At 35.7% G+C, this 25,216-nt stretch carries 17 protein-coding genes; 6 read left to right on the plus strand and 11 right to left on the minus strand.

Going from position 1 to position 25,216, the window contains the following annotated elements; all coding sequences use genetic code 11:
* Positions 1-161 precede the first annotated feature (161 nt).
* The 7 genes from AC51AA_RS16670 to AC51AA_RS16700 form a co-directional block, all read right to left on the minus strand.
* Positions 162-2,708 (minus strand): TonB-dependent receptor, encoded by a 2,547-nt coding sequence (locus AC51AA_RS16670; protein WP_500703343.1) that lies wholly within the window; start codon positions 2,706-2,708, stop codon positions 162-164.
* A 248-nt stretch (positions 2,709-2,956) separates the two neighbouring features.
* Entirely contained in the window at positions 2,957-3,370 is a 414-nt protein-coding gene (locus tag AC51AA_RS16675; protein WP_500703344.1) for an RrF2 family transcriptional regulator, read from the minus strand.
* Between the two features lie 77 nt (positions 3,371-3,447).
* Positions 3,448-4,290, minus strand: coding sequence for a TPM domain-containing protein (locus AC51AA_RS16680; RefSeq protein ID WP_500703345.1), 843 nt, complete (start codon positions 4,288-4,290; stop codon positions 3,448-3,450).
* Positions 4,291-4,293: 3 nt separating this feature from the next.
* Complete coding sequence (locus AC51AA_RS16685) at positions 4,294-4,731, minus strand: TPM domain-containing protein (RefSeq protein ID WP_500703346.1); 438 nt, start codon at positions 4,729-4,731, stop codon at positions 4,294-4,296.
* Between the two features lie 91 nt (positions 4,732-4,822).
* A complete protein-coding gene (locus tag AC51AA_RS16690) occupies positions 4,823-5,410 on the minus strand; it encodes a LemA family protein (RefSeq protein WP_500703347.1) in 588 nt (195 codons plus the stop codon).
* Between the two features lie 41 nt (positions 5,411-5,451).
* The gene (locus AC51AA_RS16695; protein WP_500703348.1) at positions 5,452-5,784 is read right to left on the minus strand and encodes a MerR family transcriptional regulator; all 333 of its coding nucleotides are present in this window, start codon (positions 5,782-5,784) and stop codon (positions 5,452-5,454) included.
* A gap of 47 nt (positions 5,785-5,831) precedes the next feature.
* Positions 5,832-6,809: a M23 family metallopeptidase gene (locus AC51AA_RS16700; protein ID WP_500703349.1), complete on the minus strand. Its 978-nt coding sequence runs from the start codon at positions 6,807-6,809 to the stop codon at positions 5,832-5,834.
* A gap of 216 nt (positions 6,810-7,025) precedes the next feature.
* Here AC51AA_RS16700 and alaS point away from each other — a divergent pair, with 216 nt between their 5' ends.
* Positions 7,026-9,662, plus strand: coding sequence for an alanine--tRNA ligase (alaS, locus tag AC51AA_RS16705; RefSeq protein ID WP_500703351.1), 2,637 nt, complete (start codon positions 7,026-7,028; stop codon positions 9,660-9,662).
* 124 nt (positions 9,663-9,786) lie between these two features.
* On the opposite strand, the gene AC51AA_RS16710 is transcribed toward alaS, so the two are convergent.
* Entirely contained in the window at positions 9,787-11,532 is a 1,746-nt protein-coding gene (locus tag AC51AA_RS16710) for an ABC transporter ATP-binding protein (protein WP_500703352.1), read from the minus strand.
* Between the two features lie 51 nt (positions 11,533-11,583).
* Here AC51AA_RS16710 and AC51AA_RS16715 point away from each other — a divergent pair, with 51 nt between their 5' ends.
* The 5 genes from AC51AA_RS16715 (at position 11,584) to AC51AA_RS16735 (ending at position 21,339) form a co-directional block, all read left to right on the plus strand.
* The gene (locus AC51AA_RS16715; RefSeq protein WP_500703353.1) at positions 11,584-11,799 is read left to right on the plus strand and encodes a hypothetical protein; all 216 of its coding nucleotides are present in this window, start codon (positions 11,584-11,586) and stop codon (positions 11,797-11,799) included.
* A 112-nt stretch (positions 11,800-11,911) separates the two neighbouring features.
* Positions 11,912-12,868, plus strand: a complete 957-nt coding sequence (locus AC51AA_RS16720) for a GSCFA domain-containing protein (protein WP_500703354.1) — start codon at positions 11,912-11,914, stop codon at positions 12,866-12,868.
* A 280-nt stretch (positions 12,869-13,148) separates the two neighbouring features.
* Positions 13,149-18,239 (plus strand): translocation/assembly module TamB domain-containing protein, encoded by a 5,091-nt coding sequence (locus AC51AA_RS16725; RefSeq protein ID WP_500703355.1) that lies wholly within the window; start codon positions 13,149-13,151, stop codon positions 18,237-18,239.
* A 4-nt stretch (positions 18,240-18,243) separates the two neighbouring features.
* Complete coding sequence (tamL, locus tag AC51AA_RS16730) at positions 18,244-20,538, plus strand: translocation and assembly module lipoprotein TamL (protein WP_500703356.1); 2,295 nt, start codon at positions 18,244-18,246, stop codon at positions 20,536-20,538.
* Positions 20,539-20,709: 171 nt separating this feature from the next.
* Positions 20,710-21,339, plus strand: coding sequence for a DUF4230 domain-containing protein (locus AC51AA_RS16735; RefSeq protein ID WP_500703357.1), 630 nt, complete (start codon positions 20,710-20,712; stop codon positions 21,337-21,339).
* A gap of 50 nt (positions 21,340-21,389) precedes the next feature.
* Here AC51AA_RS16735 and AC51AA_RS16740 read toward each other — a convergent pair whose 3' ends face one another.
* From AC51AA_RS16740 to ilvA, 3 genes are all read right to left on the minus strand, one after another.
* A complete protein-coding gene (locus tag AC51AA_RS16740; RefSeq protein ID WP_500703358.1) occupies positions 21,390-23,147 on the minus strand; it encodes an aromatic amino acid hydroxylase in 1,758 nt (585 codons plus the stop codon).
* A gap of 221 nt (positions 23,148-23,368) precedes the next feature.
* Positions 23,369-23,752, minus strand: a complete 384-nt coding sequence (locus AC51AA_RS16745; RefSeq protein WP_500703359.1) for a group III truncated hemoglobin — start codon at positions 23,750-23,752, stop codon at positions 23,369-23,371.
* An 81-nt stretch (positions 23,753-23,833) separates the two neighbouring features.
* Complete coding sequence (ilvA, locus tag AC51AA_RS16750) at positions 23,834-25,078, minus strand: threonine ammonia-lyase IlvA (protein WP_500703360.1); 1,245 nt, start codon at positions 25,076-25,078, stop codon at positions 23,834-23,836.
* Positions 25,079-25,216: the final 138 nt, after the last annotated feature.

The raw sequence follows: 25,216 nt of genomic DNA on the forward strand, positions 1-25,216 counted from the left end.
TCTGGTTGCGAATATATAGAAATAGGAATAAATTAAGGGAGGTGAAGGGATGTTTTAAAAGTTGGTTTTCTTGCTCTTTTGTGATTTATAGAAATTTCAGGCACAAAAAAAGAGGTAAGTTTCCAAACTTACCTCTTTCAATGAGTTAATATAGAAATTAGTTATAGTGAATATTTTAGTGTTATTCCATAAGTTCGTTGATCTCCAAGAACACCAGCATACTGTCCGGTATTTCCACCTGCTGGTAACAATTGCTCATAATAATCTTTATTAAAAAGGTTACGGCCCCAAAATTGAACAGATAGTCCATCAGAGGCACGGAAACCTAAGCGAGCGTTAAAAAGTGCGTAACCAGGTACGACTAGATATTTGGAAGCAGAAGGACTAGATGAAAATTCAGAACGGGCATAGGAATCAATCCCTAGGAAAACTTTACCTGCATTTCCGAAGAATTTGGCATGTTCAGTAAGTTCGCCTCCCAAGGAGCCAGCCCATTTTGAAGCGCCAGGTAAAGCTGTTCCTGAAACATCTTTAAAAGCTACAGCCGCTCCGGTTTCTTCTAGTGGAAGAGGTGCATTTGTAAATTTAATGTACTTACCGTCTGTATAAGTAGCTGCACCGTTTATGGTTAGGTGTTGGTTAATGACAAAACTAGCATCAATTTCTGCACCTCGTACTCTTACTTTATCTGCATTGGCAAGATAGCCGCGGTTTACTCCTAATTCAGCCGCTTGAACATTAGTTTGAAAGTCTTTGATATCGGTATTAAAGAAGGTCAAATTAAAAACAGAGTTTTTAAAGGGTGACGTTTTTACTCCTATTTCGTAATGGTTTACTTTCTCTGGCTTAATTACAGCAAGGTCAAGTAGTGGCAGGCCTTTTGAATCGGTTGGAAGCCCAGCGACATTCACACCAACTGGTTTGTAACTTTTTGCATAAGTGGCATAAGCGTTAATTTTGTCTGATGCCTTATACGATATCGTTAAATTTCCAGAAAAATCTGTATTGTCTGTATTGGATGTAAAGGCTTGGTCAGAGTAAACTAATTTTTTTAAAGCCAATAATGCTGGATCAGTAGTTTGAAGTCCTCCATAGGTTGTACGTGCATAATCTGCATCTTTTTTGTCGAAATTGTATCTCAAACCAGGAAGTATATGTAAACGATCTGTAATAGCCCAATCCAATTGTCCGAAAACAGCAGCGCTAGAGGATCTGATGCTAGCATTGGTTTTTATACCGTATCCTTCAAAAAGACCCGGAGTTTTCCATAAAGAGCTGGTCGTACTTTGTGAAAATCGCCACTGCGCATTACCAGATTCTTCAGTTCCATCTGTTTTAGAAGTTTGATCAATAAAAAATACGCCTACTACACCACTTATTTTAGAGCTCAATTGACCCGCATAACGAACTTCTTGGGTGATTTGCGTTTGTCTAGTGGGGTTTTGAGATTTAGCCAGTACTTGTAATCCTGTGAAATCTCTATCATTTGATGGATCCCAATTCCAAAAACGCCAAGCTGTTGTTGAGGTTAGTGTACCGCCTCCAATTTTAGTATCCACATTAAGAGATATTCCTCCTAAATCTTGTCCTGAACGCCATGGTGTATCGTGGTCTATTTTACGGTCAAAGGCATTTAGACTAGGAAGTTTGTAGTTCAAATCTTTTATAATAGCATCAAACTGACGATAAGCCGCTCTTTGAGTAGGTGCTACACCCGCTACAACTTGTGCATATCCATCTGGACGTTGGGTGGTAATATCTGCTGCTAGTACAATGGTGGTGTTTTCTGAGGGATTGTACAATAATTGGCCTCTAATTCCTTGATTGTTTAGGGTGTTAGTAGCTCTTCCTGTGACCACATTATCGATCAAACCGTCACGTTGAGTACCGGAAAAAGAGATGCGACCTGCTATTTTATCGCTTAAAGCTCCTGTAATGGAAGCTTTGGCTTGAAGGAAGGAATAATTGCCATAACTCACTTCAAAGTCAGCTCCCGAAGTAAAACTTGGCTTGCGGGTAGTAATGTTAAAGGCGCCTGAGGTTGTGTTTTTTCCAAACAAAGAGCCTTGTGGTCCACGTAATACCTCAATTTGCTCTACATCAATAAAATCTAGCGTGGTTGCAGCTGGACGCGCATAGTAAACTCCATCTACATAAAACCCCACACCTGGATCAATCCCGTCATTGGTAAGACCAAAAGGAGAGCCTAGACTTCGAATGTTAATTCCTGTATTCCTTGGATTGGAAGAATACAGTTGCACAGAGGGCACCAATTCTTTGATGCGGTTCACATTAAAGGCTCCAGCTTGTTCTGCTTGTTTTCCTGTAATAACAGATATGGCAATGGGCACATCCTGTACCTTTTCTATTCTGCGTCTTGAAGATACCACAACTTCTATAAGTTCATTTTCTTCCTTAAGTGTAAGTTGTAATGGGGATGTTGGTAAATCAATAAGTTCAATTTCTGCAGTTTTGTAACCTACGTATTGAACCAAGAGAGTCAAAGGGAGTTTTCCTTTGGTATCGATGTTGAATTTTCCATCGGCGGTTGATATCGTATTTGAAGTAGTTCCTTTTATAACAACGTTAACGGCTTCTAAAGGAATGTTTTCACTGGTTTTTACTACGCCTTCAATGGTTTGTGAAAAGGATATTGAGAAAGTTAAAACAGTAACTAGAGTGAGTATATTTTTTGTTGAATTTTTCATTTTTATATTAAGTATATGTAATTAGTAGAATTTAAATTAATTTTTTTTTACCAACACATACACATCATCAATGAACTATGGTCCACGATAGTGAATGGACTCTTTTTATTTTTTTGCAAAAAAATTATGGTCGTACTTGATTTACTGGAATGTACTTTCATGAGTAGAATTTTGTAAATGATTTGTTAAATGTTTTTTGCAAATATATATAAATTCTATAAATATAGTCGAGTTAAAGAAATATTTTTTTATTTCTTCACCAATGAAGCTATAGTGATACCTTCCATGGCTTTCAAAGTTTTATCTCTGATCAGTAGTAAACCATGACGTAGGCTGCATTCAGACTCGGTTTTACAGTCCGAGCATGGTTCGTAGAAATTTAAGGAAGCACAAGGTAAAAGCGCAATCGCACCGTCAAATAAACGGTGGATTTCTGCTAAAGTAATGTCGTTTTTGGATTTTACCAGATAATATCCGCCAAATTTCCCTTGTTTGCTACTCACAAAACGTCCTCGTTTTAGATCTAATAAAATCTGCTCTAAGAACTTTTTTGGAATATTAGCGCCATCGGCAATTTCGATGGTTTTAGAAATGTGATTTTCGTCTTGTTCTGCTAAATAAAGTAAGGCTTTAAGGGCGTATTTTGCTTTATGTGATAACATTTATTTTGAATTATGAATTGTATAGTATGATTTCTAAATTTTCAAACTGAAATTTAAAAGGCTTGTGATAAAAGAAATTACCAACCTCCGCTAGAACCTCCACCAGAGAATCCTCCGCCTCCAAAACCTCCGCCGAAGCCACCGCCTCCGCCTCCAAAACCACCACCAGATGATCCTCCGCCGAAGCCGCCAAATCCTCCGCCGCCACTTCTTCCAAGACTACTTAGAATGATGACATCAAGTAGGCTAGGTCCTCCGCCGTTATTATTGCCCGAATTTCCTCCTCCTCCTCCTTTATTTCGAGAAAGTAGAATTAATACAATAACAACTATGACAATAAAAGGAAATATAGGAAAATCTTTTCCTTTACTTTGTTGCTTGCGTTCGCCTTTAAATTTCCCTTTAAAGACATCGATTATGGCATCTGTACCTTTATCAAGGCCGTTGTAAAAACTTCCTGCCTTGAACTCAGGAATAATGATATTTCGGATTATAGTTCCACCAATTCCGGCTGTTAAACGATCTTCTACACCGTATCCAGGATTAATGGCTATTTTCTTTTCGTTTTTTGCCAATAAAATGACAACACCATTATCATCTTTGGCTGTTCCTCCAATTCCCCAGGTTTGTCCCCATTTTGTAGCAAGTTGGCTAACATCTTCACCTTTTAAACTTTCGATCGTAATGACTACAATTTGCGTAGTGGTAGAATCGGAATAGCGAATTAGTTTTTGCTCAAGCTGTGCTTTTTCAGTTGCACTTAAAATATTAGCGTAATCGTAGACTGAGGTTTGTAAGCTGGGTTTTTCTGGAATTGTAAATTGTGCAAAAACACCCGTAAAGGTGAAAAAGGCGATCAACAAAAGTGTAAACTGAAAAATTCCGGTGGAATTTGTTTTTTTATTTTTGGAAATTTTCATTATTTATCCTTTTGAGATTTCGTTTGATAATTCATTGGTGTCACCTTCAGACCAAGGGAAGTATTTTTTCAATTGTTCACCGGCGTTCAAAATTCCGTCGACGATACCTTGTTTGAAGTTACCCGATTTAAATTGTGTTACCATGGCGTCTTTGGTGCAATCCCAAAAATCGGCTGCTACAAGATCATTTATACCTTTGTCTCCACAAATAACGAAGTTTTTGTCGTCTACCGCAAAATAAAGCAAAACACCATTCTGCAAACTCGTTTCGTCCATTCGTAGTTCATGAAAAACTTCAAGAGCTCGGTCAAAATGTGCTTTAGAAGAGGTTTTTTCTATGTGCACGCGAATTTCGCCAGAAGTATTCTTTTCAGCTATTCGAATGGCTTCAACAATTTCTAGCTCTTCTTCTTTGGATAAAAAATCTTCTACTTTTGACATGGAAATTAGTATTAAATGAAGATTAACGACTTTTGATTTCAGAATTATCGCTCCGAAACAAAAATCGTTAATCAATATAGTAAGTCTTTTTTTAGAATTTTACTTCAACTGGCTTGTCTGCACCTTCAACAGCATTGAAATAAGCTTTTTCTTTGAATCCGAACATACCTGCAAACATACTATTTGGGAATGTTTTGATATGGGTGTTATAAGGTTTAACAGCTTCGTTAAAACGAGTTCTTGCTGTTAGGATTTGATTTTCAGTACTAGCCAATTCATCCTGTAATTTCAAGAAATTTTCATTTGCTTTTAAAGTAGGATATTGTTCAACAGATACTAATAATCTTGATAAAGAGCTGCTAACGCCGCTTTGTGCTTTGTTAAACTCTGCAAGTTTTTCTGGCGTAATATTAGTTGGGTCAACTGTTACACTTGTGGCTTTTGCACGAGCTTCAATCACTGCTGTTAAAGTTGATTTTTCAAAATCAGCAGCACCTTTTACCGTGTTGACTAAATTACCGATAAGGTCATTACGTCTTTGATAAGCTGTTTGAACATCTCCCCAAGATTGCTCTACAGTTTGATTTAATGTCACTGCAGTGTTGTTGATTCCTTTAACCCAGCTGTATATTCCAATAATAACAACTATTCCAATAATCCAAGGCAAAAATCTTTTCATGTGTATTTAATTTAAGTTTGTTTCTAATTATTTAATGTTTGCTATAATTCGTTTTTGATATCGTTTAATTGAGCTTTTATCGTCTCTAATTTACGTATTATTTCGAATTTATCTAATGTTTTCTTTTGTCCTTCTTTTAAATGTGTTTTGGCGCCTTCGAGTGTAAAACCTCTTTCTTTGACTAAATGATAAATCAATTGTAAGTTAGTAATGTCATCAGGGGTAAACATTCTATTACCCTTGGCATTTTTTTTAGGTTTCAAAATATCAAATTCACTATCCCAAAAGCGAATAAGTGATGCATTGACATTAAAAGCTTTGGCTACTTCGCCAATGCTATAATATCTTTTATCTTTTGAAAGTTCAATATGCATGTTTCTTAATTTTCTATTTTATTCCAAAAATACTACTTTTTGTAGTATTAATCTAATGACTGGTTTTCTTGATTTGCCATTTGTGAAATCGCCACATATTCCACTGCTGACATATTGCCGTAATAAAAGTTCAGTGGATTGACGACTTTTCCATCTTTATGAACTTCATAGTGACAGTGTGGTCCTTCCGATCTTCCTGTACTTCCCACATAACCAATAACATCACCGCGCTTTACTCTTTGTCCTGCTCTACAATTGTATTTACTCAAATGTGCATACAAACTTTCATATCCAAAACCATGCCTGATTACAATATGATTTCCAAATCCTGAGGCCGCATTGTCAGCTCTTTCTACAACACCATCTCCTGTAGCGTATACAGGGGAACCTGTGTTGGCGGTGAAATCCATTCCGTTATGCATTTTTCGCACTTTGGTGAAAGGATCAGTTCTGTATCCAAAACCAGAAGCCATTCTTTTTAGATTTTCATTTCGAACGGGCTGGATGGCTGGAATGGACAATAATAAATTTCCTTTTGTACTGGCCAATTTTAAAATGTCATCCAAAGATTTGGATTGAATCGCTAGTTCTTTGGATAGCTTGTCAATCCGTTTTGTTGTATTTAGGACTAATTGTGAATTGTTATAACCTTCAAGGTCTTTATATCTTTTGGAGTCTCTAAAGCCAGCTTTTCGAATGGAATCTGGAATTTCAGTTTTATTGAAGTATACCCTATATAGGTTATTGTCTCTATTTTCTAAGGACTCAGCAACATCGTCAATTTCGTCAAGTTTCTTGTTTAAAATCGCGTACTGCAGTTTTAAATTTTCAATTTCACGAGCCTGCAGACGATCTTTTGGCGTTTCAAAATAAGGTGTGTTGAGTAAAAGGATAAAAACTAAGAAGCCAAACAGGGCTGAAGCGACTAAAAACAACAAGGCATAACCGAATTTTATTCTTTTTCGGGTTTTTATTTTCGTATAAGCCAGATTTTCTGAGTCGTAATAATATTTTACTTTCGCCATATTTTAAAATACCCTATTTTTGCAGCTTGTAAAACAGTTAGTCGAACAAATTTAATAAATGTTTCAGTTGTTCGGAGCTTTTTTTCAAGAATAAAAAACAATTAAAGGTTTAGATAATGCAGCAACTTAGTAATGTGTTGTTGTGTGAATGAAGTAATTTGCTTTATAAGTATCTGAGCCATACATTTTCAAATGACACATTTTCTTAATTAAAATATGAAATCACAAGACGTACGTAAACAATTTTTAGACTTTTTTAAGAGCAACGGACACTTAATTGTTCCTTCAGCTCCTATCGTCCTTAAAGACGATCCAACACTTATGTTCAATAACTCGGGTATGGCCCAGTTTAAAGAATATTTTTTAGGAAATGGAACCCCAAAAAGTAAAAGAATAGCCGATACGCAAAAATGTCTCCGTGTTTCAGGAAAGCATAACGATTTAGAGGATGTTGGTTTTGATACCTATCACCACACTATGTTTGAGATGTTAGGAAACTGGTCTTTTGGAGACTATTTCAAAAAAGAAGCCATCAATTGGGCCTGGACTTTATTGACGGAAGTATATAAAATTCCAAAAGAAAATCTTTATGTTTCTGTTTTTGAAGGAAGTAAAGAAGATAATGTTCCTTTTGATCAGGAAGCTTGGGATATTTGGAAAACATTAATTGATGAAGACCGTATTATCCTTGGAAATAAAAAAGACAATTTCTGGGAAATGGGCGATCAAGGACCATGTGGACCGTGTTCAGAAATTCATGTTGATTTACGTTCTGAAGAGGAAAAGGCACAAGTTTCTGGGAAAAGTCTAGTGAACAATGATCATCCACAAGTAGTGGAAATCTGGAATAATGTATTTATGGAATTCAACCGTAAAGCGGATGGATCATTAGAAAAACTTCCTGCGCAACACGTGGATACAGGAATGGGATTTGAGCGTTTGTGTATGGCCTTACAAGGGAAAACATCGAATTATGACACTGATGTTTTTACACCGCTAATCGAGAAAGTAGAACAAATTACGGGATTAAAATATACGACTGATGAAATAAAAAACATCAGTGAAGAACAAAATAAAACGAATATTGCCATTCGTGTAGTGGTTGATCACGTTCGTGCGGTTGCTTTTGCTATTGCTGATGGACAATTGCCATCCAATACAGGTGCTGGTTATGTAATTCGTAGAATTTTACGTCGTGCTATTCGTTACGGATTTACATTCTTGAACACTAAAGAGCCTTTTATCAATAAGTTGGTGGAAGTTTTAGCCAATCAAATGGGAGAATTCTTTCCAGAAATAAAATCACAACAACAATTAGTAACTAATGTGATTCGTGAGGAAGAAGCTTCTTTCTTGAGAACGTTAGATCAAGGTTTGCAATTGTTAGATAATGTAATTGCACAAACCAAAGGTTCAGAAGTTTCAGGAGCTAAGGCATTTGAATTGTATGATACTTTCGGTTTTCCTAAAGATTTAACAGCTTTAATTTTGAAAGAAAAAGGAATGTCTTTCAATGAAGCTGAATTTGATGTCTCTATGCAGGAACAGAAGAATCGTTCACGCGCAGCATCAGAAGTATCGACTGAGGATTGGTCTGTTTTAATTCCAGGAAATGTAGAAACATTTGTAGGATATGATCAATTAGAGAATGAGGTAAAAATTACTAGAATTCGTAAGGTAGATAGTAAAAAGGATGGAATTCTATACCAAATTGTTTTGGATAGCACTCCATTTTATCCAGAAGGCGGAGGACAAGTAGGTGATAAAGGAATGTTGGTTTCGGCAAATGAAACCATTGAAATCATTGATACAAAGAAAGAAAATAATTTGATTTTGCATCTTGCAAAACAATTACCAGAAAATATAAAAGGGAATTTTACAGCTAAAGTAAATCCAGAATTGCGTTTTGATTCTCAAAGCAATCACTCCGCTACACACTTGATGCATCTGGCATTGCGTACTATTCTAGGCACGCATGTAGAGCAAAAAGGATCTTTAGTAAATCCAAACTATTTGCGTTTTGACTTTTCGCATTTCAGTAAAGTTACGGATGCTGAATTGAAACAAGTGGAGGATTTCGTAAATGCAAGAATTCAAGAGCAATTGCCATTAATCGAAAGAAGAAACATTCCTATTCAACAAGCTTTGGATGAGGGGGCAATGGCTTTGTTTGGCGAGAAGTATGGTGATTCAGTTCGTGCTATTAAATTCGGAGACAGTATAGAGCTTTGTGGAGGAACACACGTAAAAAATACAGCTGAAATCTGGCATTTCAAAATAAAAAGTGAAGGAGCTGTTGCGGCGGGAATTCGTCGTATAGAAGCCATTACTAATCAAGGTGTAAAAGACTATTTTGCTAAGCAAGAATCAACACTACAAGAAATAAATCAGACGCTAAAAAATCCTCAGGATACTATTAAAGCGGTGGTTTCATTACAGGAAGATAATGCTAAATTGAAAAAGCAGATCGAGCAGTTATTAAAAGAAAAAGTTGGGGCATTAAAAGTCGAACTTGAAAAGGAATTCCAAGAAATTAATGGAGTGAATTTCTTAGCGAAACAAGTTGATTTAAGTATGGCTTCTACTAAAGAACTGGCTTCGGCTTTAGGAAGTTCAAAAGCAGATTCATTCGTGTTTTTAGCTTCAATAGAAGAGGGTAGTCCTAATATTCACTGTTATATTGCTAAAGAATTGGTAGCAGCAAAAGGTTTAAATGCTAATGCTGTTATTAAAGAATTAGGTAAATATATTGAAGGAAACGGAGGAGGACAACCTTTCTTTGCTTCTGGAAAAGGTAAAAATGAGGCTGGAATCTGCGAAGCTTTAACTCATGCGGCCGATTTTGTAAAATAATGTAGTACGCATTAGGAATCTATTTTTTAAGGTAGATTTATGGATATAGAAAAACCCTTTCATTTTTAAGTGAAAGGGTTTTTTGTTTCTTAAAATCAGCTAGGCCTTAAAGCACCGCCGCGAGTTACTTACGTTCTCCGATTTGTTGACGCCACATAGCATAATACAAACCTTTTTCCAAAACTAAATCATCGTGTTTGCCTTGCTCGATGATTTTACCTTGTTCCAATACGAAAATTCTATCGGCATGCATCACGGTAGATAATCGGTGCGCAATTAAAACGGTAATTCTGTTCTTGTCAGATATGTTTCTGATGGTTGTATTGATTTCCTCTTCCGTAATAGAATCTAGGGCAGAGGTAGCTTCATCAAAGATTAATAAGTTTGGATTTCTTAAAATGGCACGAGCAATCGATAAACGTTGTTTTTCACCACCAGAAACTTTAATTCCCCCTTCACCGATTGTGGTATTTAAACCATCTTCAGCACGGTGTAGTAGTTTCTCACAGCTTGCTCTTTTTAAGGCGTCGTACAAGTCTTCGTCTGTTGCATTTGGTCTTACAAATAGTAAATTTTCGCGTATCGTTCCTGAAAATAATTGTGCATCCTGGGTTACAAAACCCAATTGTTTTCTTAAATCCAATAAATCAATCTCGGTAGAATCGATATCATTATAAAGGACACTTCCTTCGGCTGGGGTATATAAACCTACTAATAACTTGACTAAAGTGGTTTTTCCAGAACCGGACGGACCAACAAAAGCAACTGTTTGTCCTTGCTTAATGTTGAAATTGATATTTTCGACGGCTTTGAATTTTGCCGTTTTATGTTGGAAACTGACATTAGAAAAAAGTAAAGATTGAATCGCTCCAACATGTTTAGGGTTTTTAGGACGAAATTCTTTAGGCGCACTTAATAAGGTTTTAAAGTTTTCCATGGAGACTTTAGTCTCATTAACGGCAATGATGAAATTCCCTAGTTCTTGTAAAGGTCCGAAAATGAAAAAGGTAAAAAATACCATGGTCAATAAATCACCGACTATAATTTTATCTCCAAATAAGAAATAATAAAGCGTAAACACCACACAAGTTCTTAAAAAGTGAACGGTAGTACCTTGAATGAAACTTAAACTTCTAATGAATCGGATTTTTTGTAATTCGAGTTGTAGAATTTTAAAGGTATTTAAATTCAGACGCTTTTCTTCCTGATACGTTAAACCAAGACTCTTTACCAATTCTATATTGCGTAAGCTTTCTGTTGTAGAACCCGCAAGTGCATTGGTTTGATTGACAATTTTTCTAGAAACAATTTTAATTTTTTTACCCAGATAAGAACTCACTAAGGCAATAATAGGGGCGGTAATTAAAAAGATAATGGAAATGCGATAATCAATACGGGCCACATAAAGGATTACAAATATGAATCCAATAACAGTCTGAAAAATTAGAGAAATGGAAAGGGTAATTAGTTTCTCAGAATCGGTACGTACCTTGGTTAACTTACTTAAGGTTTCACCACTGCGTTGGTCTTCAAATTCTGCAAAAGGCAAATCAAGTGATTTTTTAATACCGTCCGTATACATTTGAGCTCCTGTTCTCTGAATGACTACATTGGTAAAGTAATCCTGAAAATTTTTAGTAATCCTGGAAATCATGGCAGCTCCTAGAGAAAGTCCTAGCCAGAAAGATAAAGATTTGATAAAACCCATTTCATTTCCTTTGTATTTAGCGAGTCCAACCCCACAATCCTGCATTAATTTACCGGTAATGATAGAATCGGATAAGCTGAAGCAGATGTTTATAGTGGCCATTATTAAGGCTAGAAACAACAGCATCTTATGTTTGATGATGTAGGAATATAGTAATTTCATAAGTCAGTTTAAATATATGGAAGATGCAAAAGTAGTGAAATGATCGGCGTTATGAATCGGTTTAAGGTTATTATAAGTCTAATTTTTACAGTGGGTTTATTTGTTGATGGTTTCAAAGAAGAGATTGGAAAGACAATGAAAAACAGCGTTTATAAGTGCGGAGGAAATACATCTACTACTGTTTTAGCTTATGTTTACCAATACAGTGAAAAAGGATATGCTGTAAAATCACTCAACGGAATTCTTCTAAGAATCAAGAAACAATAGTATACAAGTACTAATTATATTTAGATTTTAAATTTTATCAAAACCAAATACTTCGGTGTTTGGTTTTTTTATTGCTTAAAATTGGTGAAATTCGTGCTTAAAATCAAATCAGATGCAATTCAGAACAGCAATACCCATTTCTAAGACGCCTAATTCAATTGATTATACTTCCAAAGTGATGTCTATCGGCTCTTGTTTTGCAGAAAATATGGCTCATAAGTTTGATTATTTTAAGTTTCAGAACCAAACAAATCCTTTCGGAATTATTTTCAATCCCATTTCAATTGAAAGAATAGTGGAACGAATCATTAAGAAAGAGTACTATACGGAGAAAGATGTTTTTTTTCATAACGAACGTTGGCATTGTTTTGAGGTACATTCTGATTTAAGTGATTCGGTGCAAGAAGATTTATTAGCTAGCTTAAATCAAACGCTTGACCTAACACACCATCACATAAAAGAGGCTACTCATTTTATTATTACCTATGGAACCTCTTGGGTGTATAGGAATAAGGAAACGGATCAAATTGTAGCCAATTGTCATAAAGTGCCCCAGAAACAATTTTCTAAAGAGTTAATAGCGGTTGAGGAGATTCAGGAAAGCATCCAAAGTACCCTCGATTTAATTCAGACTTTAAATCCAGAGATCAACTTTATATTTACGGTTTCACCGGTGCGTCATATAAAAGATGGTTTTGTGGAAAATCAATGGAGTAAATCGCAATTATTTACGGCCTTACATGCTGTTTTGAAAACGGGTGTAAGTCCATTAAAAGCGGAGTACTTTCCATCCTACGAAATTATGATAGATGAACTTCGAGACTATCGTTTTTATGCCCAAGATATGTTGCATCCTAATGAGGTAGCCATTGCGTATATCTGGGAACGATTCTGCGAAAATTATGTTTCAGAAAACAGTCTGGCTACTTTGCAAGAAATAGCAGAGATTCAAAAAAGTTTAGCGCACAGAAGCTTTAATCCTCAATCAGAGCAACACCTTAAATTTGTTTCTAAACTAGAAAAAAAAATAAATAATGTTAAGAATAAATGGCCCCATATCCGCTTCTAAGGTTTTTTTTTTTTGATCTAATGCATTAGCAAATAGTAGATTATATTGTCTTTTTAGAAGAATATTTCTTTCTCGTTTTGCTTTTAAAAATGGAAATGGATTAAACTTTCTAAAGAATACGCCCTATAATAGCCAATGAATAAGTAAGAAAATGAGGATTTATTAATGAAATTTAGGGCGATTAAGGGGTATTATGTCAATTTTTGAAGTATATTTATAAATTAGTATAAGACAGCTATTTTAGTGATGTACCACCAATCTTAAAGTGTTTTATTTACCTATGAATCAGAAAGTAATTCATTTTTTAAAAAAAACATTGCGCGTACTGCTTTGGTGTGTGGTTTCTATAGTGGCACTTTTACTGCTGCTTACGATTCTCATTCAGCTACCCTCTATTCAAAATTATGCAAAAGATAAGGCGATTTCCTATCTGCATAAGAAAATAAAAACCAAAGTTTCTCTAGATCGAATAGCCATTAATTTCCCCAAAGAAATTGTATTAGAAGGCTTTTATTTTGAGGATCAAAAGAAAGATACGTTACTGAGTGGTAAACGATTGGAAATCGATATTGATTTATTCAAACTCATCAATAACGAAGTTGAAATAAACTCCATTAATCTTGAAAATGCGACGGCGAATATTTCTAGAAATAAAGCAGGCGTGTTTAATTTCGATTATATAGCGGAAGCATTTACGTCCAAAGAGCCTAAGGCGGCAGATCCCAATAGTAAACCTTATAAAATATCGGTTGTCAAAATTAATTTGGATAACATCAAGTTTAACTTTAAAGATGATTTGTCTAAGAATGATGTTCGCTTGAAGTTTACCCATTTCCAAACAGCATTTAAAGAATTCGATTTAGATAAAATGAATTTCGATATTCCCAGCATCGATTTAAAAGGATTGCGATTGGTTTTGAACCAGGATTTGGTTGAGAAAATAGCGGAGGTATCTGTCCAAACAGTAGATACACTATCAAAAAGAGCTGATCTTAATTTAAAACTCAACACCATTACGTTATCAAAAATTGATGTTTTATATGATAATAAAGGGACTAAACTTGCTTCAGGATTATCGCTAGATCAATTGAAACTGGTAGTGAATCAAATTGATTTAAACAAGCAACTGCTGGATTTTGATAGTTTTCAATTGAAAAATCTAAAAGGTAATTTACAATTAGGTCTAAAAGACAAACAACTTAAGGTACCGGATTTAGATTCGACAGCGATTCCACAATCAGGATGGAAATTGAAACTTACATCGGCTGACTTGCAAAATATAGCCTTTAGGTATGATGATCAACAGTCAAAGCCAACTCAAAAAGGGATTGATTATGGACATCTTGATTTGGATCATTTCAATTTAAAGGCAGAAACCTTATATTATGGAAATGATACGATTTCTGGGGCGGTAAAATCATTTACAGTAAACGAAAAAAGTGGACTTAAAATTCAGGCGCTTCAAACTGATTTTTTCTACGGACCTAAAAATGCGTATTTGAATAAGCTGTACTTAAGAACCCCTCAGACGGTATTGCAAAAGAGTATTAAAGTAGCGTATCCCTCCATTGCTGCGGTTACTAAGAATATCGACAATCTTACTTTAGAGGCGAATCTACCGCAGGTAAAAGTAGGATTTAAAGACATATTACTTTTTGTGCCAGATTTACAAAAGACCAACCCTTTTAAGGGAAATCCTAATACGATTTTATCGATAAATGCACAATTCAAAGGGAAGGTCAAAGATTTGACTATTGCTCAGTTTGAAATGAGTGGAATCGGAACTACAAAAGTTTCCATTTCGGGGAAAATTACAGGATTGCCCAATGCAGAAAAAGCGACTTATGATTTGGATATAAAAAACTTGGTAAGTTCCTCTAAAGATGTGATGTCTTTTGTACCGGCAGGAACGATTCCAACCAACATCCAACTGCCTGCTCGATTCGATATTAAAGGAAAATTTAAAGGATCTGTTAACCATTTTAAAACCAATTTGGCCTTAAATAGTAGCTTTGGAAGTGCCAAAGTGGTGGCTTTATTTGATCAGCGAATCAAGAAATCAGAGCAATACGATGCTGCAGTTTCCTTTTTAGATTTTGATTTAGGTAAACTGATAAAAAATGATTCACTTGGAAAAATCACCCTTAAGGCAAATGTAAAAGGAAAAGGATTGGATCCTCAAAGAGCTCAGGCTCATGTTGATGGTGTAGTTCAAAGAGCAGTTTTTAATAAGTATACCTATAAAAACTTAACCTTAAATGGAGAAATTGCCAAGGGGGCTTTTGAGGTGAAGTCTGGAATAAAAGATCCTAATTTAAATTTTGGATTAAGGGCTAGTGGAAGATTTGATGATAAATATCCAGCGGTAAAAGTAAAAATGAACCTGGATATTGCGGATCTCGAGAAATTGAATCTACATGCAGGACCATTGAAAATTAGAGGGGTTATTGATGCAGATATTGCCACGAGTAATCCTGATTTTTTAAATGGAAAAGTTTTCTTGTCCAATATAGAGGTAGTAAAAGAAGCACAGCCGATGATCTTAGATTCTATCCGAATTTTGGCCTATGCTGATAAAGAAAGAAACAATATCAAGATACAGTCACAGTTTTTAAAAGCAGAGCTCGATGGGAAATATAAATTGACAACATTAGCGGCTACTTTAAAAAAATCACTCTCTAAATATATGGATTTGCAAACTCCTAAAACCAAGGGAGACTCAGATGAGCAGCGATTGACCTTTAGTGTAACGGTGGCTAGTGATCCATTACTTTTTCAGCTGCTGCCTGACCTTAAGACTTTAGAACCTATTGAGATTAGCGGAAAATATAACAATGTGGTAGATTCCTTGGAGATCAAAGGAAGCATACCGAAAATTGTTTATGCTGGAAATACGATTTCCAGTGGTAAACTCAATATAATAGCAAAGGACAACGCATTAGAATATGAAGTTGCTGCAGCTCCTGTTCAGAGTGGAGATTTTAAAATTCCTTTTGTTGGTTTGTCAGGTAAAATCGAGAACAATATCCTTACGTATGCCTTACAGGTTAAAGACAAAGAAGAAAAAGAGCAATATTTTATAAAAGGAGAACTAGAACACAAGAATGCTGTAAATACCTTGAAATTTGATTCGGATAATTTTGTATTGAATTATGACAAATGGAATTTAAATCCTGAAAACCGTATTGAATTTGATGATAAAAGACTTTATATCAATCGATTTTACTTGGAGAATTCAGGGAATGAACTTAGGGTTCAATCGGAAAACAACGGCAAGAATTCACCTTTGAAATTGGATTTTGTTAATTTTAAAATCGGGACTATTTTAAATATTGTCAAAAAGGATGAACTGTTGGTGCAAGGTGTGATCAATGGATCGGCTTTGGTGGATAACGTGATGACTAAACCTATTTTTACTTCTGATTTAAAAATAGATGGTTTTGCTTTTAAAGGGGAACCAGTAGGGGATATTGGTGTTAAAGTAGATAATAAAACAGCTAATTTATTAGCGGCCAATGTTACATTAAGTGGAGAAGGAAATGATGTGAATCTTACTGGAAATTACAAAATCGATGACAGTACTTTTGACCTTGATGTTGCTATAAATCATTTAAACATAAAAAGCATTCAAGGCTTTAGTATGGGTAATCTAAGCGATAGTTCGGGTTACTTATCTGGAGATTTTAAAATTAGTGGGAATAGCGATGCGCCTAAAGTAACTGGAGCATTGGATTTTAATGATGCTACTTTTAGAGTGACTAAGTTGAATTCTATTTTTAAGATTATAAAGGAAAAAATCAAGATTGAAAACCAAGCCATTGTTTTTGATAATTTCTCTGTTTACGATGAGAATAAAAATGAGTTGTTTGTTAATGGGAAAATCAACTCCCAAGATTTTAGAAATTATGATTTTGCGTTAACAGTAAAAGCAGATCAGTTTAGAGCGATTCATTCTACAGAAGCCGATAATGACTTGTTTTATGGAGATCTGACTTTAGATGCCAATCTAAACATAAAAGGCACAATGGATAACCCTGTTGTGGGAGGGAATATAAAGATTGACGAGGATACAAAATTTACCGTAGTGATGCCGCAATCAGACCCGTCTATTGCCGATAGAGAAGGGATTGTTGAGTTTGTCAATGAAGATAATGTATTGCTCAAGCAAACAGCTGAGATGGAGAACCGACTCAATCAATCTCGATTAATAGGGATGGATGTCAGTGTAGCGATCTCTATAGAGAAAAAAGCCGAGCTTAATTTGGTAATCGATAAAGGCAATGGCGATAACTTAAAACTTTTAGGGGAGGCGGATCTTATCGGTGGGATTGATCCATCTGGTAAAACTACGCTTACTGGGAAATATGAATTCACTGAAGGGGCCTACGAGATGAGTTTTAATATGATCAAACGAAAATTTGATATCCAAAAAGGAAGTTACATCATTTGGAATGGGGAACCTACCATGGCCAATTTAAATTTAACAGCCATATATAAAGTCAATACTGCTCCGATTGATTTATTGGGGAATCAGCTTGGCTCGATGTCTCAGGCGATTAAAAATACCTATAAGCAAAAAATTCCATTTCAGACTTTGTTAAAAATGAAGGGAGAATTAATGAAACCAGAAATCTCATTTGACATAGTGCTTCCAGAGGGTAATTACGATGTTTCCTCCGATATAGTTGATAAGTCTCGGGCGAAGTTGCAAAATTTGCGTCAAGATCCAGCAGAATTAAACAAACAGGTTTTTGCCCTTTTACTTTTAAATCGCTTTGTGGGTGAAAATCCTTTTGCCAGTGAAAGTGGTGGAACGAGCGCCGAATCAATAGCCAGACAAAGTGTTAGTAAAATTCTATCGGAACAATTAAATAACCTTGCAGGAGATCTAATAAGCGGTATTCAATTAGAATTTGATTTGCAGTCAACAGAAGATTTCTCTTCAGGAGCAAAACAAAACAGAACTGATTTAAATGTAGGGCTTTCTAAAAAATTACTAAACGACCGATTAAAAGTGACCATCGGAAGTAGTTTTGGACTAGAGGGTCAAGATCGTAATAACGAGCAAGACACTAATATTGCCGGAGATGTCGCTATAGATTATCAACTGACAAAAGACGGACGCTATATGGTTAGAGCCTATCGAAAAAACCAATATCAGGTTGCTGTAGAGGGTCAGGTTGTTGAAACTGGGGTGGCTTTTATTATCACGATGAATTACGATAAGTTTAGAGAATTATTTCAGCGTACTGCAGAGGAAAAGGAAATCCTTAGAAGGGAGAAAATCCGTAAGGAAAAAAACGAACAAAAGGAGAAGGAAGAGAAAAAGGAGAAGGAAGAAATAGATAATCAACAACAGCTAAAAACGTAGCAATATGGCATCTAAATATTTAAAGTATTTTATACTGCTCTCTCTATGTTTTGTTTTTGGATGTAGCAATACTAAGTATTTACCCAAAGGAGAATTACTATACATAGGGGCGGAAGTAAAATTGGAGGATTCTATTTTAAAAAAGAAAGAAAAAAAGGAGCTTGCCAATGAACTGGAAAGTTTGCTGCGACCTTTACCCAATAAGCAGTTTTTTGGATTGCGTCCTAAATTATGGATCTATAATATGGCTGGGGTTCCTAAGAAGGATAAAGGAATAAGACATTGGTTGCGAACTAAAGTAGGGGAGGCTCCTGTGCTTTATAGTAAGGTCGATTTGGATTACAATGCAGCCTTGTTAAGAAACTATGCAGAGAATAAAGGGTTTTTTAAAGTGAGGGTTAGTGCTGATTCTACCTCAAAAGACAAAAGAGCAAGGGCAGTATATACCGTTTTGCCTAAAAGAAAGTATAAAATAAAGAGTGTAACATTTCCAGAAGATTCTTCGGATATAGCCAAAACGATAGCCAAGACAAGTCGTAGGTCCTTATTGAAAGTGGGTCGAGGATACGATTTGGATGTGATAAAATCAGAAAGAGAACGTATAGATGCACGTTTGAAAGAAAAGGGGTATTACTATTTTAATCCAGATTATATTTTGGCTCAGGTTGATAGTACCAAAGGGGATTATGAGGTAAGCATTAAAGTAAAAATAAAAGAGGAAACTCCCGCCAAAGCGTTAATAGCTTATACCATTAATGATATCGTGGTCTATCCTAATTTTTCGATTTTAAAAGATAGTGTTGTCTATAAAAAAGAAGATGTCATCAAATATAAGGATTTTACCATTATAGATTCGGCTAAGACCTTTCGACCAAGAGTGTTTGATAGGGCCTTATATTTTAAAAAGGGAGATTTTTACAATCGATCCGATCACAATCTTTCTCTGAATCGTTTTGTGAATTTGGGAACATTTAATTTTGTAAAAAACGAATTTAAACCCTCTGACAGTGTTAAGAATGCCTTGGATGCCTATTATTATTTAACCTTATTGCCTAAGAAATTTGTTCGTGTTGAGGTTTTAGGGAAAACCAATTCCGCTAGTTATACCGGTTCAGAAATAAATCTAAACTGGAATAATAGAAACTTACTCAGAGGAGCTGAACTATTTAGCGTGTCGATATTTGGAGGAGCCGATTTTCAAATATCAGGAAAAAATAAAGGAAATAATATCTACAAAGTAGGAGGGGAAGCAAGCCTCACTTGGCCAAGATTGATTACGCCATTTAATTTTCAAGGATCAAGCGAGTTTGTGCCCAGAACCAAAGCAACTTTGGGTTATGAGTACCAAAACCGAATTAATCTTTATGCTTTGAATTCTTTTAAAGGATCTTTTGGTTATTTATGGAAAGAGAATGTGCGAAAGGAGCATCAATTGGATGTAATAGAAGTCAATTATGTAAGTCCCAACCATGTAACGCCTTATTATCAGGAACAAGCAGACAAAGATCCTGCATTGTCCAAAGTGCTAGAAAAACAATTGATTTTTGGACCTACTTATTCCTATACCTATACCAACACCATGCAAAGAAGGAAAAAGAATACGTTCTATTTTAATGGTGAACTTGATTTAGCAGGGAATATAACAGGATTGGCAACGGGCGCTAATATCAAGAAGCTGGATACCATAAAAATATTTAATGTTCCCTTCAGTCAATATGTAAAAGTAAAAACTGATTTTCGACATTATTTGAAATTTGGAAGAAACAGGCAGTTGGCAAGCAGACTTATCTTAGGAGTGGGGTTACCCTATGGGAATTCTTCCTCCTTGCCATCCGTTAAGCAATTTGTTGTAGGGGGTACCAACAGTATCCGTGCCTTTAGAGCCCGATCCATTGGTCCAGGGAGTTATGTCGATACCGATACTACAACTACCTTTTTGCCGGATCAATCAGGGGATTTAAAATTAGAATTTAACACTGAATATAGAGCGAAATTGTTTAGTATCGTAAAAGGAGCTGTTTTTGTAGATGCAGGGAATGTATGGCTGCTTAATGCTGATCCGAATAAACCTGGGGCAGAAATCAGTAAAAACTTCCTGAAAGAAATAGCGGTGGGTGCTGGTGTTGGATTGCGCTTTGATATTTCCTTTTTGGTACTTAGAACAGATTTGGCTTTTCCTTTGCGAATACCTTATTTGCCCGATGGGCATCGTTGGGTAATTGACGATATTAATTTTGGAAGCGGACCCTGGAGAAAGGATAATTTAGTACTTAACATTGCTATTGGATATCCATTTTAAAAGGTTTTACAGACGGGTTTCCAACATGTGCTAGGGGATGAGTTGGACGTAAGGGGAATAGGAAAAACAGGTTCAACGTCACTAAAATTAGGGACTCTGAGCTTAGATTTTTGCGAGGGAAATCTTTGTAAGAATAAAAAAAGAAGTAAATTGGTCTAATAATTAAAAAGAATGCAAAATACACTTAAAAGAGTTTTAGTTTTAGCTGCTGTTGTACTGGTGATCGTTTTAGGATTCAAGTATTGTGACTTCAAAAAAGAGGATGATTCTACGATGGAGTATAACACCAATTTAATTCAACAACAGATCCTAAATGTAGGTAAATTGGTTGTAACTGAAGGTCATTTTTCCGAAGTTATCACCTATAAAAATCAGCAGAAATACTTGATGGATATGGTTTCTTTTGAAAAAAAGGCACTTATAGTGGTCAATGCTAAGGTTACAGTAGCCTACGATTTGCATAAGATGAAATATGATATTGACCAAAAAAATAAAACCATCACTATTTTAAATATTCCTAAAGAGGAAATTACCATTAATCCTGATATTCAGTTTTATGATGTGGAGCAAAGCAAACTAAATCCATTTACTGGAGACGACTATAATAAAATCAACAAATCAGTAAAAGCAAATCTACAGAAGAAGATTGATAAATCATCACTAAAGACAAATGCTCAAAATAGATTGATTAGTGAATTATCTAAGATTCTGATCTTGACTCATACTATGGACTGGAAATTGCAATACAACGGGCAAACGATTGAGACCGAGAAAGAGTTGAACCAGGATCTGAAGTTGTGAGGCTACAAGTATGAAGCCCTAAATCGTAGTCCTGGATTTGTGGCAATATACTAAACCGTTTCTTTGTCAAATATTAAGTCTAAGCCGCCAGAAATTAAATGGGCTACCTCAGGTCGTTTTACTTTGAGTTGTTCCAGGTAAACCAATATTTCTTGTAAAAGAGGTTCTTGATCGGCATCTTTCAAAAGTTCTGTAATCTCAATAGCCAACAACCAATCATTGGGATGATTCTTTTGAATTTTCTCAAAGACAAGTTGGAGTTCGGCTTTGGAATCGTTATTTTCCCTAATCATTCGAACGGTTTGATAGAGAATCTCTAAGTCATCGCGCTCCTCAGAAGGTTTTGCTTTGATGGTGGTTGTTTTGGGAACTGAATTGATCAGATCAAAACTGTTCACATCAGCTGGTCCGGAAAAGGCAGAAACTACTTTTTTACCGATGGCCATATCGTAATTTCCCCATTCGGGCTGAAACAAAATAGTTTCGCCGTGGGTTACGGTACAGTTTTTAAAACTAATCAGAATGATTTCTCCGTGTAAGTTTCTTGAACCAGTAATAATTTCTCCTTCCACAATAATATTGCCTTCAAATTCTAATTTTATAGTTTCATTTTCGACTATGCTATAGGCTTGTAAGTCTTTCGGACTCATGTCTTCAATAGCTAAGTTAAAGCCTTTTAGTTTTCCAATCGGACTTCCAAATCCATGAGGATGTGTCAAAGTACCATGTCCAACCAATTCTTTCTCGCGATAGGATAAGGCTGTTTTTCCAGTGGTTTGAATATAAAGGGGTTTGCCATCCTCTTCAATTACGTTGGTGAAAACACCTGAAATTTGTAAACCTGTACTGAGTTCAATGGTACCCAATGCGTTGGAATGGATCAGTTTTTGAATTCCCGAAAGTCCTCCTGTGCGCAATGCCATTTTATTAGCAAATTCCTCTAAAATTAAGCTTAAATAAGAAAAAGTAGGGGTTACATACAGTTGGGGTTGGAGCTTGGTAATGTCAAAATTCTGTTGGGCAGCCGAAATGTCATAAGGGATTTTCTTTACATTATCGGTCATGCACCAAGCGCTTTCTCCAATGGAAGAGAGTAGTCCAGCACCATATATTTTGGGATTTTCAACAGTCCCAATTAAACCATATTCAACAGTCCACCAATGTAAATTTCGAATCTGAGCCATTTCGGATAACTCTCCCATATTGTTTTGTAAATCGGCAACTGCTTTTTCAGCTTCGTCAATTTTCTCCTCAGGGGTATCTTCGGCTTCCTTCAAAATGGAAAGCAGTCGAATCGCTTCATACATTTGATAATCTTTGTGTGATGAAATAGCTTTGCAGCCAATTTCACCAAAGCGACGTAGGTATTCTGCATACTCGGGGTTAGCGATAATAGGAGCGTGGCCAGCACCTTCGTGAATGATATCTGGTGCAGGTGTATATTCAATATGTTCAAGTTGTCTAATATCGGAAGCGATAACCAAAACGTTATAGGCTTGAAACTCCATAAAAGCATTAGGTGGAATAAATCCGTCAACTGCAACTGCCGCCCAGCCAATTTCGGTTAGAATGCGGTTCATGCCGTACATGCTTGGGATCGAGTTTACTTCTATGCCTGTTTTTCGTAAACCCTCTAAATAAGAATGATGAGCTACTTTTGATAAATACGCTACATTTTTACGCATAACATAACGCCAGACCGCTTGATTAATTGGAGTGTAATCGTTGTAATCCTGAGGTTTGATGAATTGTTTTAAATGTTTAGGCAAGCGTTCCAATAACGGATTTGTTTCAATAGTTGCATTCATTTCGAAAACGTTGTAGTTAGTTATACAAAATTACGAATTTAAGGCGCTATTTTTTGCTATTGATCACAATTTTTTTATTCAAAAGTGTTTTTTATTGCATTTTTCGTGATGTATAGGCGATGGTCAATACGATCGAAATTGAAGAAAAAAGCATACATCACGACGTTTTACGGCCAATAAGTGCCCTGAAAATTAAAGTAATGTTCAGCTCATTTTTTTGTTTATTGATTCCCAGGATTTCTAAAATATTCGATTTTATAGAGAAACATATAAGCCATATTGGCGGCACGGACCTTAGCTTCTTCAGCTACTTTTCCGACAAACAAAGTATCAATGCTTGTTGTGAAAAGATCCATCCAACGGTCGAAATGGGTTTGATCAACGGACAAGTGTTTATGTGGAGGAAAGGGACTTCCTGAATAAGTGTGTTCTTCCAAAAGAATAGTTTGCCAAAAGCGATACATTTTTTCTAAATGCTCAGGCCAACGACCTGCCATTTTTTCATTAAAAATGGGGCCGATTAGGTCGTCTTTTTGTACTTTCGTGTAAAAGGTATCGACTAAAAGTTTAATATCCTCTAGGTTTGAAATATCTTGAAAAGTCATGATTTTATAATTAAATGGGACGTACAAAAGTACGCTATATGTCAGATGTTATACGCTGATGTTTGTGCTGTCTGAATTTAATTAGCCTATTAATTGGGTAAACAAATCTTGATTGTCGTTGAGGTATTGAAATTCAAAACCATTTTTAGTCATATTGGCTTTGATAGCCACTATGTCTTTTTTGTTTTTCAGCTCTAGTCCAACGACCACAGATCCTACTTCACGGCTATTTTTCTTTGCAAATTGGAAATAAGTAATATCATCGTCAGGACCTAGAATATTGTTTACAAAATCTTTTAAGGCGCCAGGTCGTTGTGGGAACTGAATCATGAAATAATGCATGAGTCCCTCGTATAACAAAGAACGTTCCTTTATTTCTGCGGTTCTTTCTATGTCATTATTACTACCGCTGACCACGCAAACTACTGTTTTACCTTTGATTTTTTCTTTATAAAAGTGTAACGCGGCAATAGTTAAGGCGCCAGCTGGTTCCACAACCATAGCTTCTTCATTGTACAATCGTAAAATGGTGGTACAGACTTTGCCTTCCGGTACCAGAATAATGTCATCTAAGTTTTTACGGCAAATATCAAAAGTGATATCGCCAACTTGTTTTACCGCTGCTCCATCTACGAATTTATCAATGGTTTTTAAGGGGGTATTTTTACCATCAATTATAGCCGTTTTCATCGAAGGAGCACCTTTAGGTTCTACACCAATGATTTTTGTATTGGGGCTTAAATGCTTAAAAACTTCGGATAGACCCGATGCGAGTCCGCCACCTCCAATGGGAACAAAAACATAGTCGATAGGTTGTTTGTAACTGTTTAAAATTTCTAATCCAACCGTACCTTGACCCGCGATCACTTTAAGATCATCAAAAGGATGAATAAATATTTTATGGTTTTCTGTTGCATCAGCTGTAGCCGAAGCATAGGCATCATCAAAGGTGTCTCCAATAAGAATAATTTCAACAAATGATTTTCCAAACAATTGCACTTGTTTTACTTTTTGTTTAGGTGTGGTTTTGGGCATATAAATTTTGCCTTTTATTTTTAAAAGATGGCAAGAATAAGCGACACCTTGAGCGTGATTTCCAGCACTTGCACATACAATGCCAATGGCTTTTTCAGTATCGTTTAACGATGAAATTTTGTTGTAAGCTCCTCTAATTTTGTAGGATCGCACAATTTGTAAATCTTCTCTTTTTAATAAAATAGTCGATTTAAATTCGTCCGAAAGATTCAAATTTTGGGTAAGGGGAGTAGCGGCAACTACATTTTCAAGTTGCTTTTGAGCAGCAAGTACTTCGTTAAATAAATTCATGATGTTTTAAATTGTGTTTTTTGGAGTTACAGTTGTTCCTGTATGCTTTTAGGACTAGGGTGTAGCTGTAACAAAAACGTATTGCAATGATTACGGTAAATTTTCTAAATAAAAAACCTCCCGATGTTGGGAGGTTTA

The sequence above is a fragment of the Flavobacterium sp. OHVDL-2026-0007 genome, from assembly GCF_059882335.1.

Bases quoted from the DNA above. Each gene is read 5' to 3' on its own strand.
- AC51AA_RS16710 (WP_500703352.1), bottom strand. From the start codon at position 11,532: ATGAAATTACTATATTCCTACATCATCAAACATAAGATGCTGTTGTTT.
- AC51AA_RS16735 (WP_500703357.1), top strand. From the start codon at position 20,710: ATGCAAAATACACTTAAAAGAGTTTTAGTTTTAGCTGCTGTTGTACTG.
- AC51AA_RS16695 (WP_500703348.1), bottom strand. From the start codon at position 5,784: ATGCATATTGAACTTTCAAAAGATAAAAGATATTATAGCATTGGCGAA.
- AC51AA_RS16700 (WP_500703349.1), bottom strand. From the start codon at position 6,809: ATGGCGAAAGTAAAATATTATTACGACTCAGAAAATCTGGCTTATACG.
- AC51AA_RS16740 (WP_500703358.1), bottom strand. From the start codon at position 23,147: ATGAATGCAACTATTGAAACAAATCCGTTATTGGAACGCTTGCCTAAA.
- AC51AA_RS16725 (WP_500703355.1), top strand. From the start codon at position 13,149: ATGAATCAGAAAGTAATTCATTTTTTAAAAAAAACATTGCGCGTACTG.
- AC51AA_RS16670 (WP_500703343.1), bottom strand. From the start codon at position 2,708: ATGAAAAATTCAACAAAAAATATACTCACTCTAGTTACTGTTTTAACT.
- AC51AA_RS16720 (WP_500703354.1), top strand. From the start codon at position 11,912: ATGCAATTCAGAACAGCAATACCCATTTCTAAGACGCCTAATTCAATT.
- tamL (WP_500703356.1), top strand. From the start codon at position 18,244: ATGGCATCTAAATATTTAAAGTATTTTATACTGCTCTCTCTATGTTTT.
- alaS (WP_500703351.1), top strand. From the start codon at position 7,026: ATGAAATCACAAGACGTACGTAAACAATTTTTAGACTTTTTTAAGAGC.
- ilvA (WP_500703360.1), bottom strand. From the start codon at position 25,078: ATGAATTTATTTAACGAAGTACTTGCTGCTCAAAAGCAACTTGAAAAT.
- AC51AA_RS16680 (WP_500703345.1), bottom strand. From the start codon at position 4,290: ATGAAAATTTCCAAAAATAAAAAAACAAATTCCACCGGAATTTTTCAG.
- AC51AA_RS16745 (WP_500703359.1), bottom strand. From the start codon at position 23,752: ATGACTTTTCAAGATATTTCAAACCTAGAGGATATTAAACTTTTAGTC.
- AC51AA_RS16675 (WP_500703344.1), bottom strand. From the start codon at position 3,370: ATGTTATCACATAAAGCAAAATACGCCCTTAAAGCCTTACTTTATTTA.
- AC51AA_RS16685 (WP_500703346.1), bottom strand. From the start codon at position 4,731: ATGTCAAAAGTAGAAGATTTTTTATCCAAAGAAGAAGAGCTAGAAATT.
- AC51AA_RS16690 (WP_500703347.1), bottom strand. From the start codon at position 5,410: ATGAAAAGATTTTTGCCTTGGATTATTGGAATAGTTGTTATTATTGGA.
- AC51AA_RS16715 (WP_500703353.1), top strand. From the start codon at position 11,584: ATGAATCGGTTTAAGGTTATTATAAGTCTAATTTTTACAGTGGGTTTA.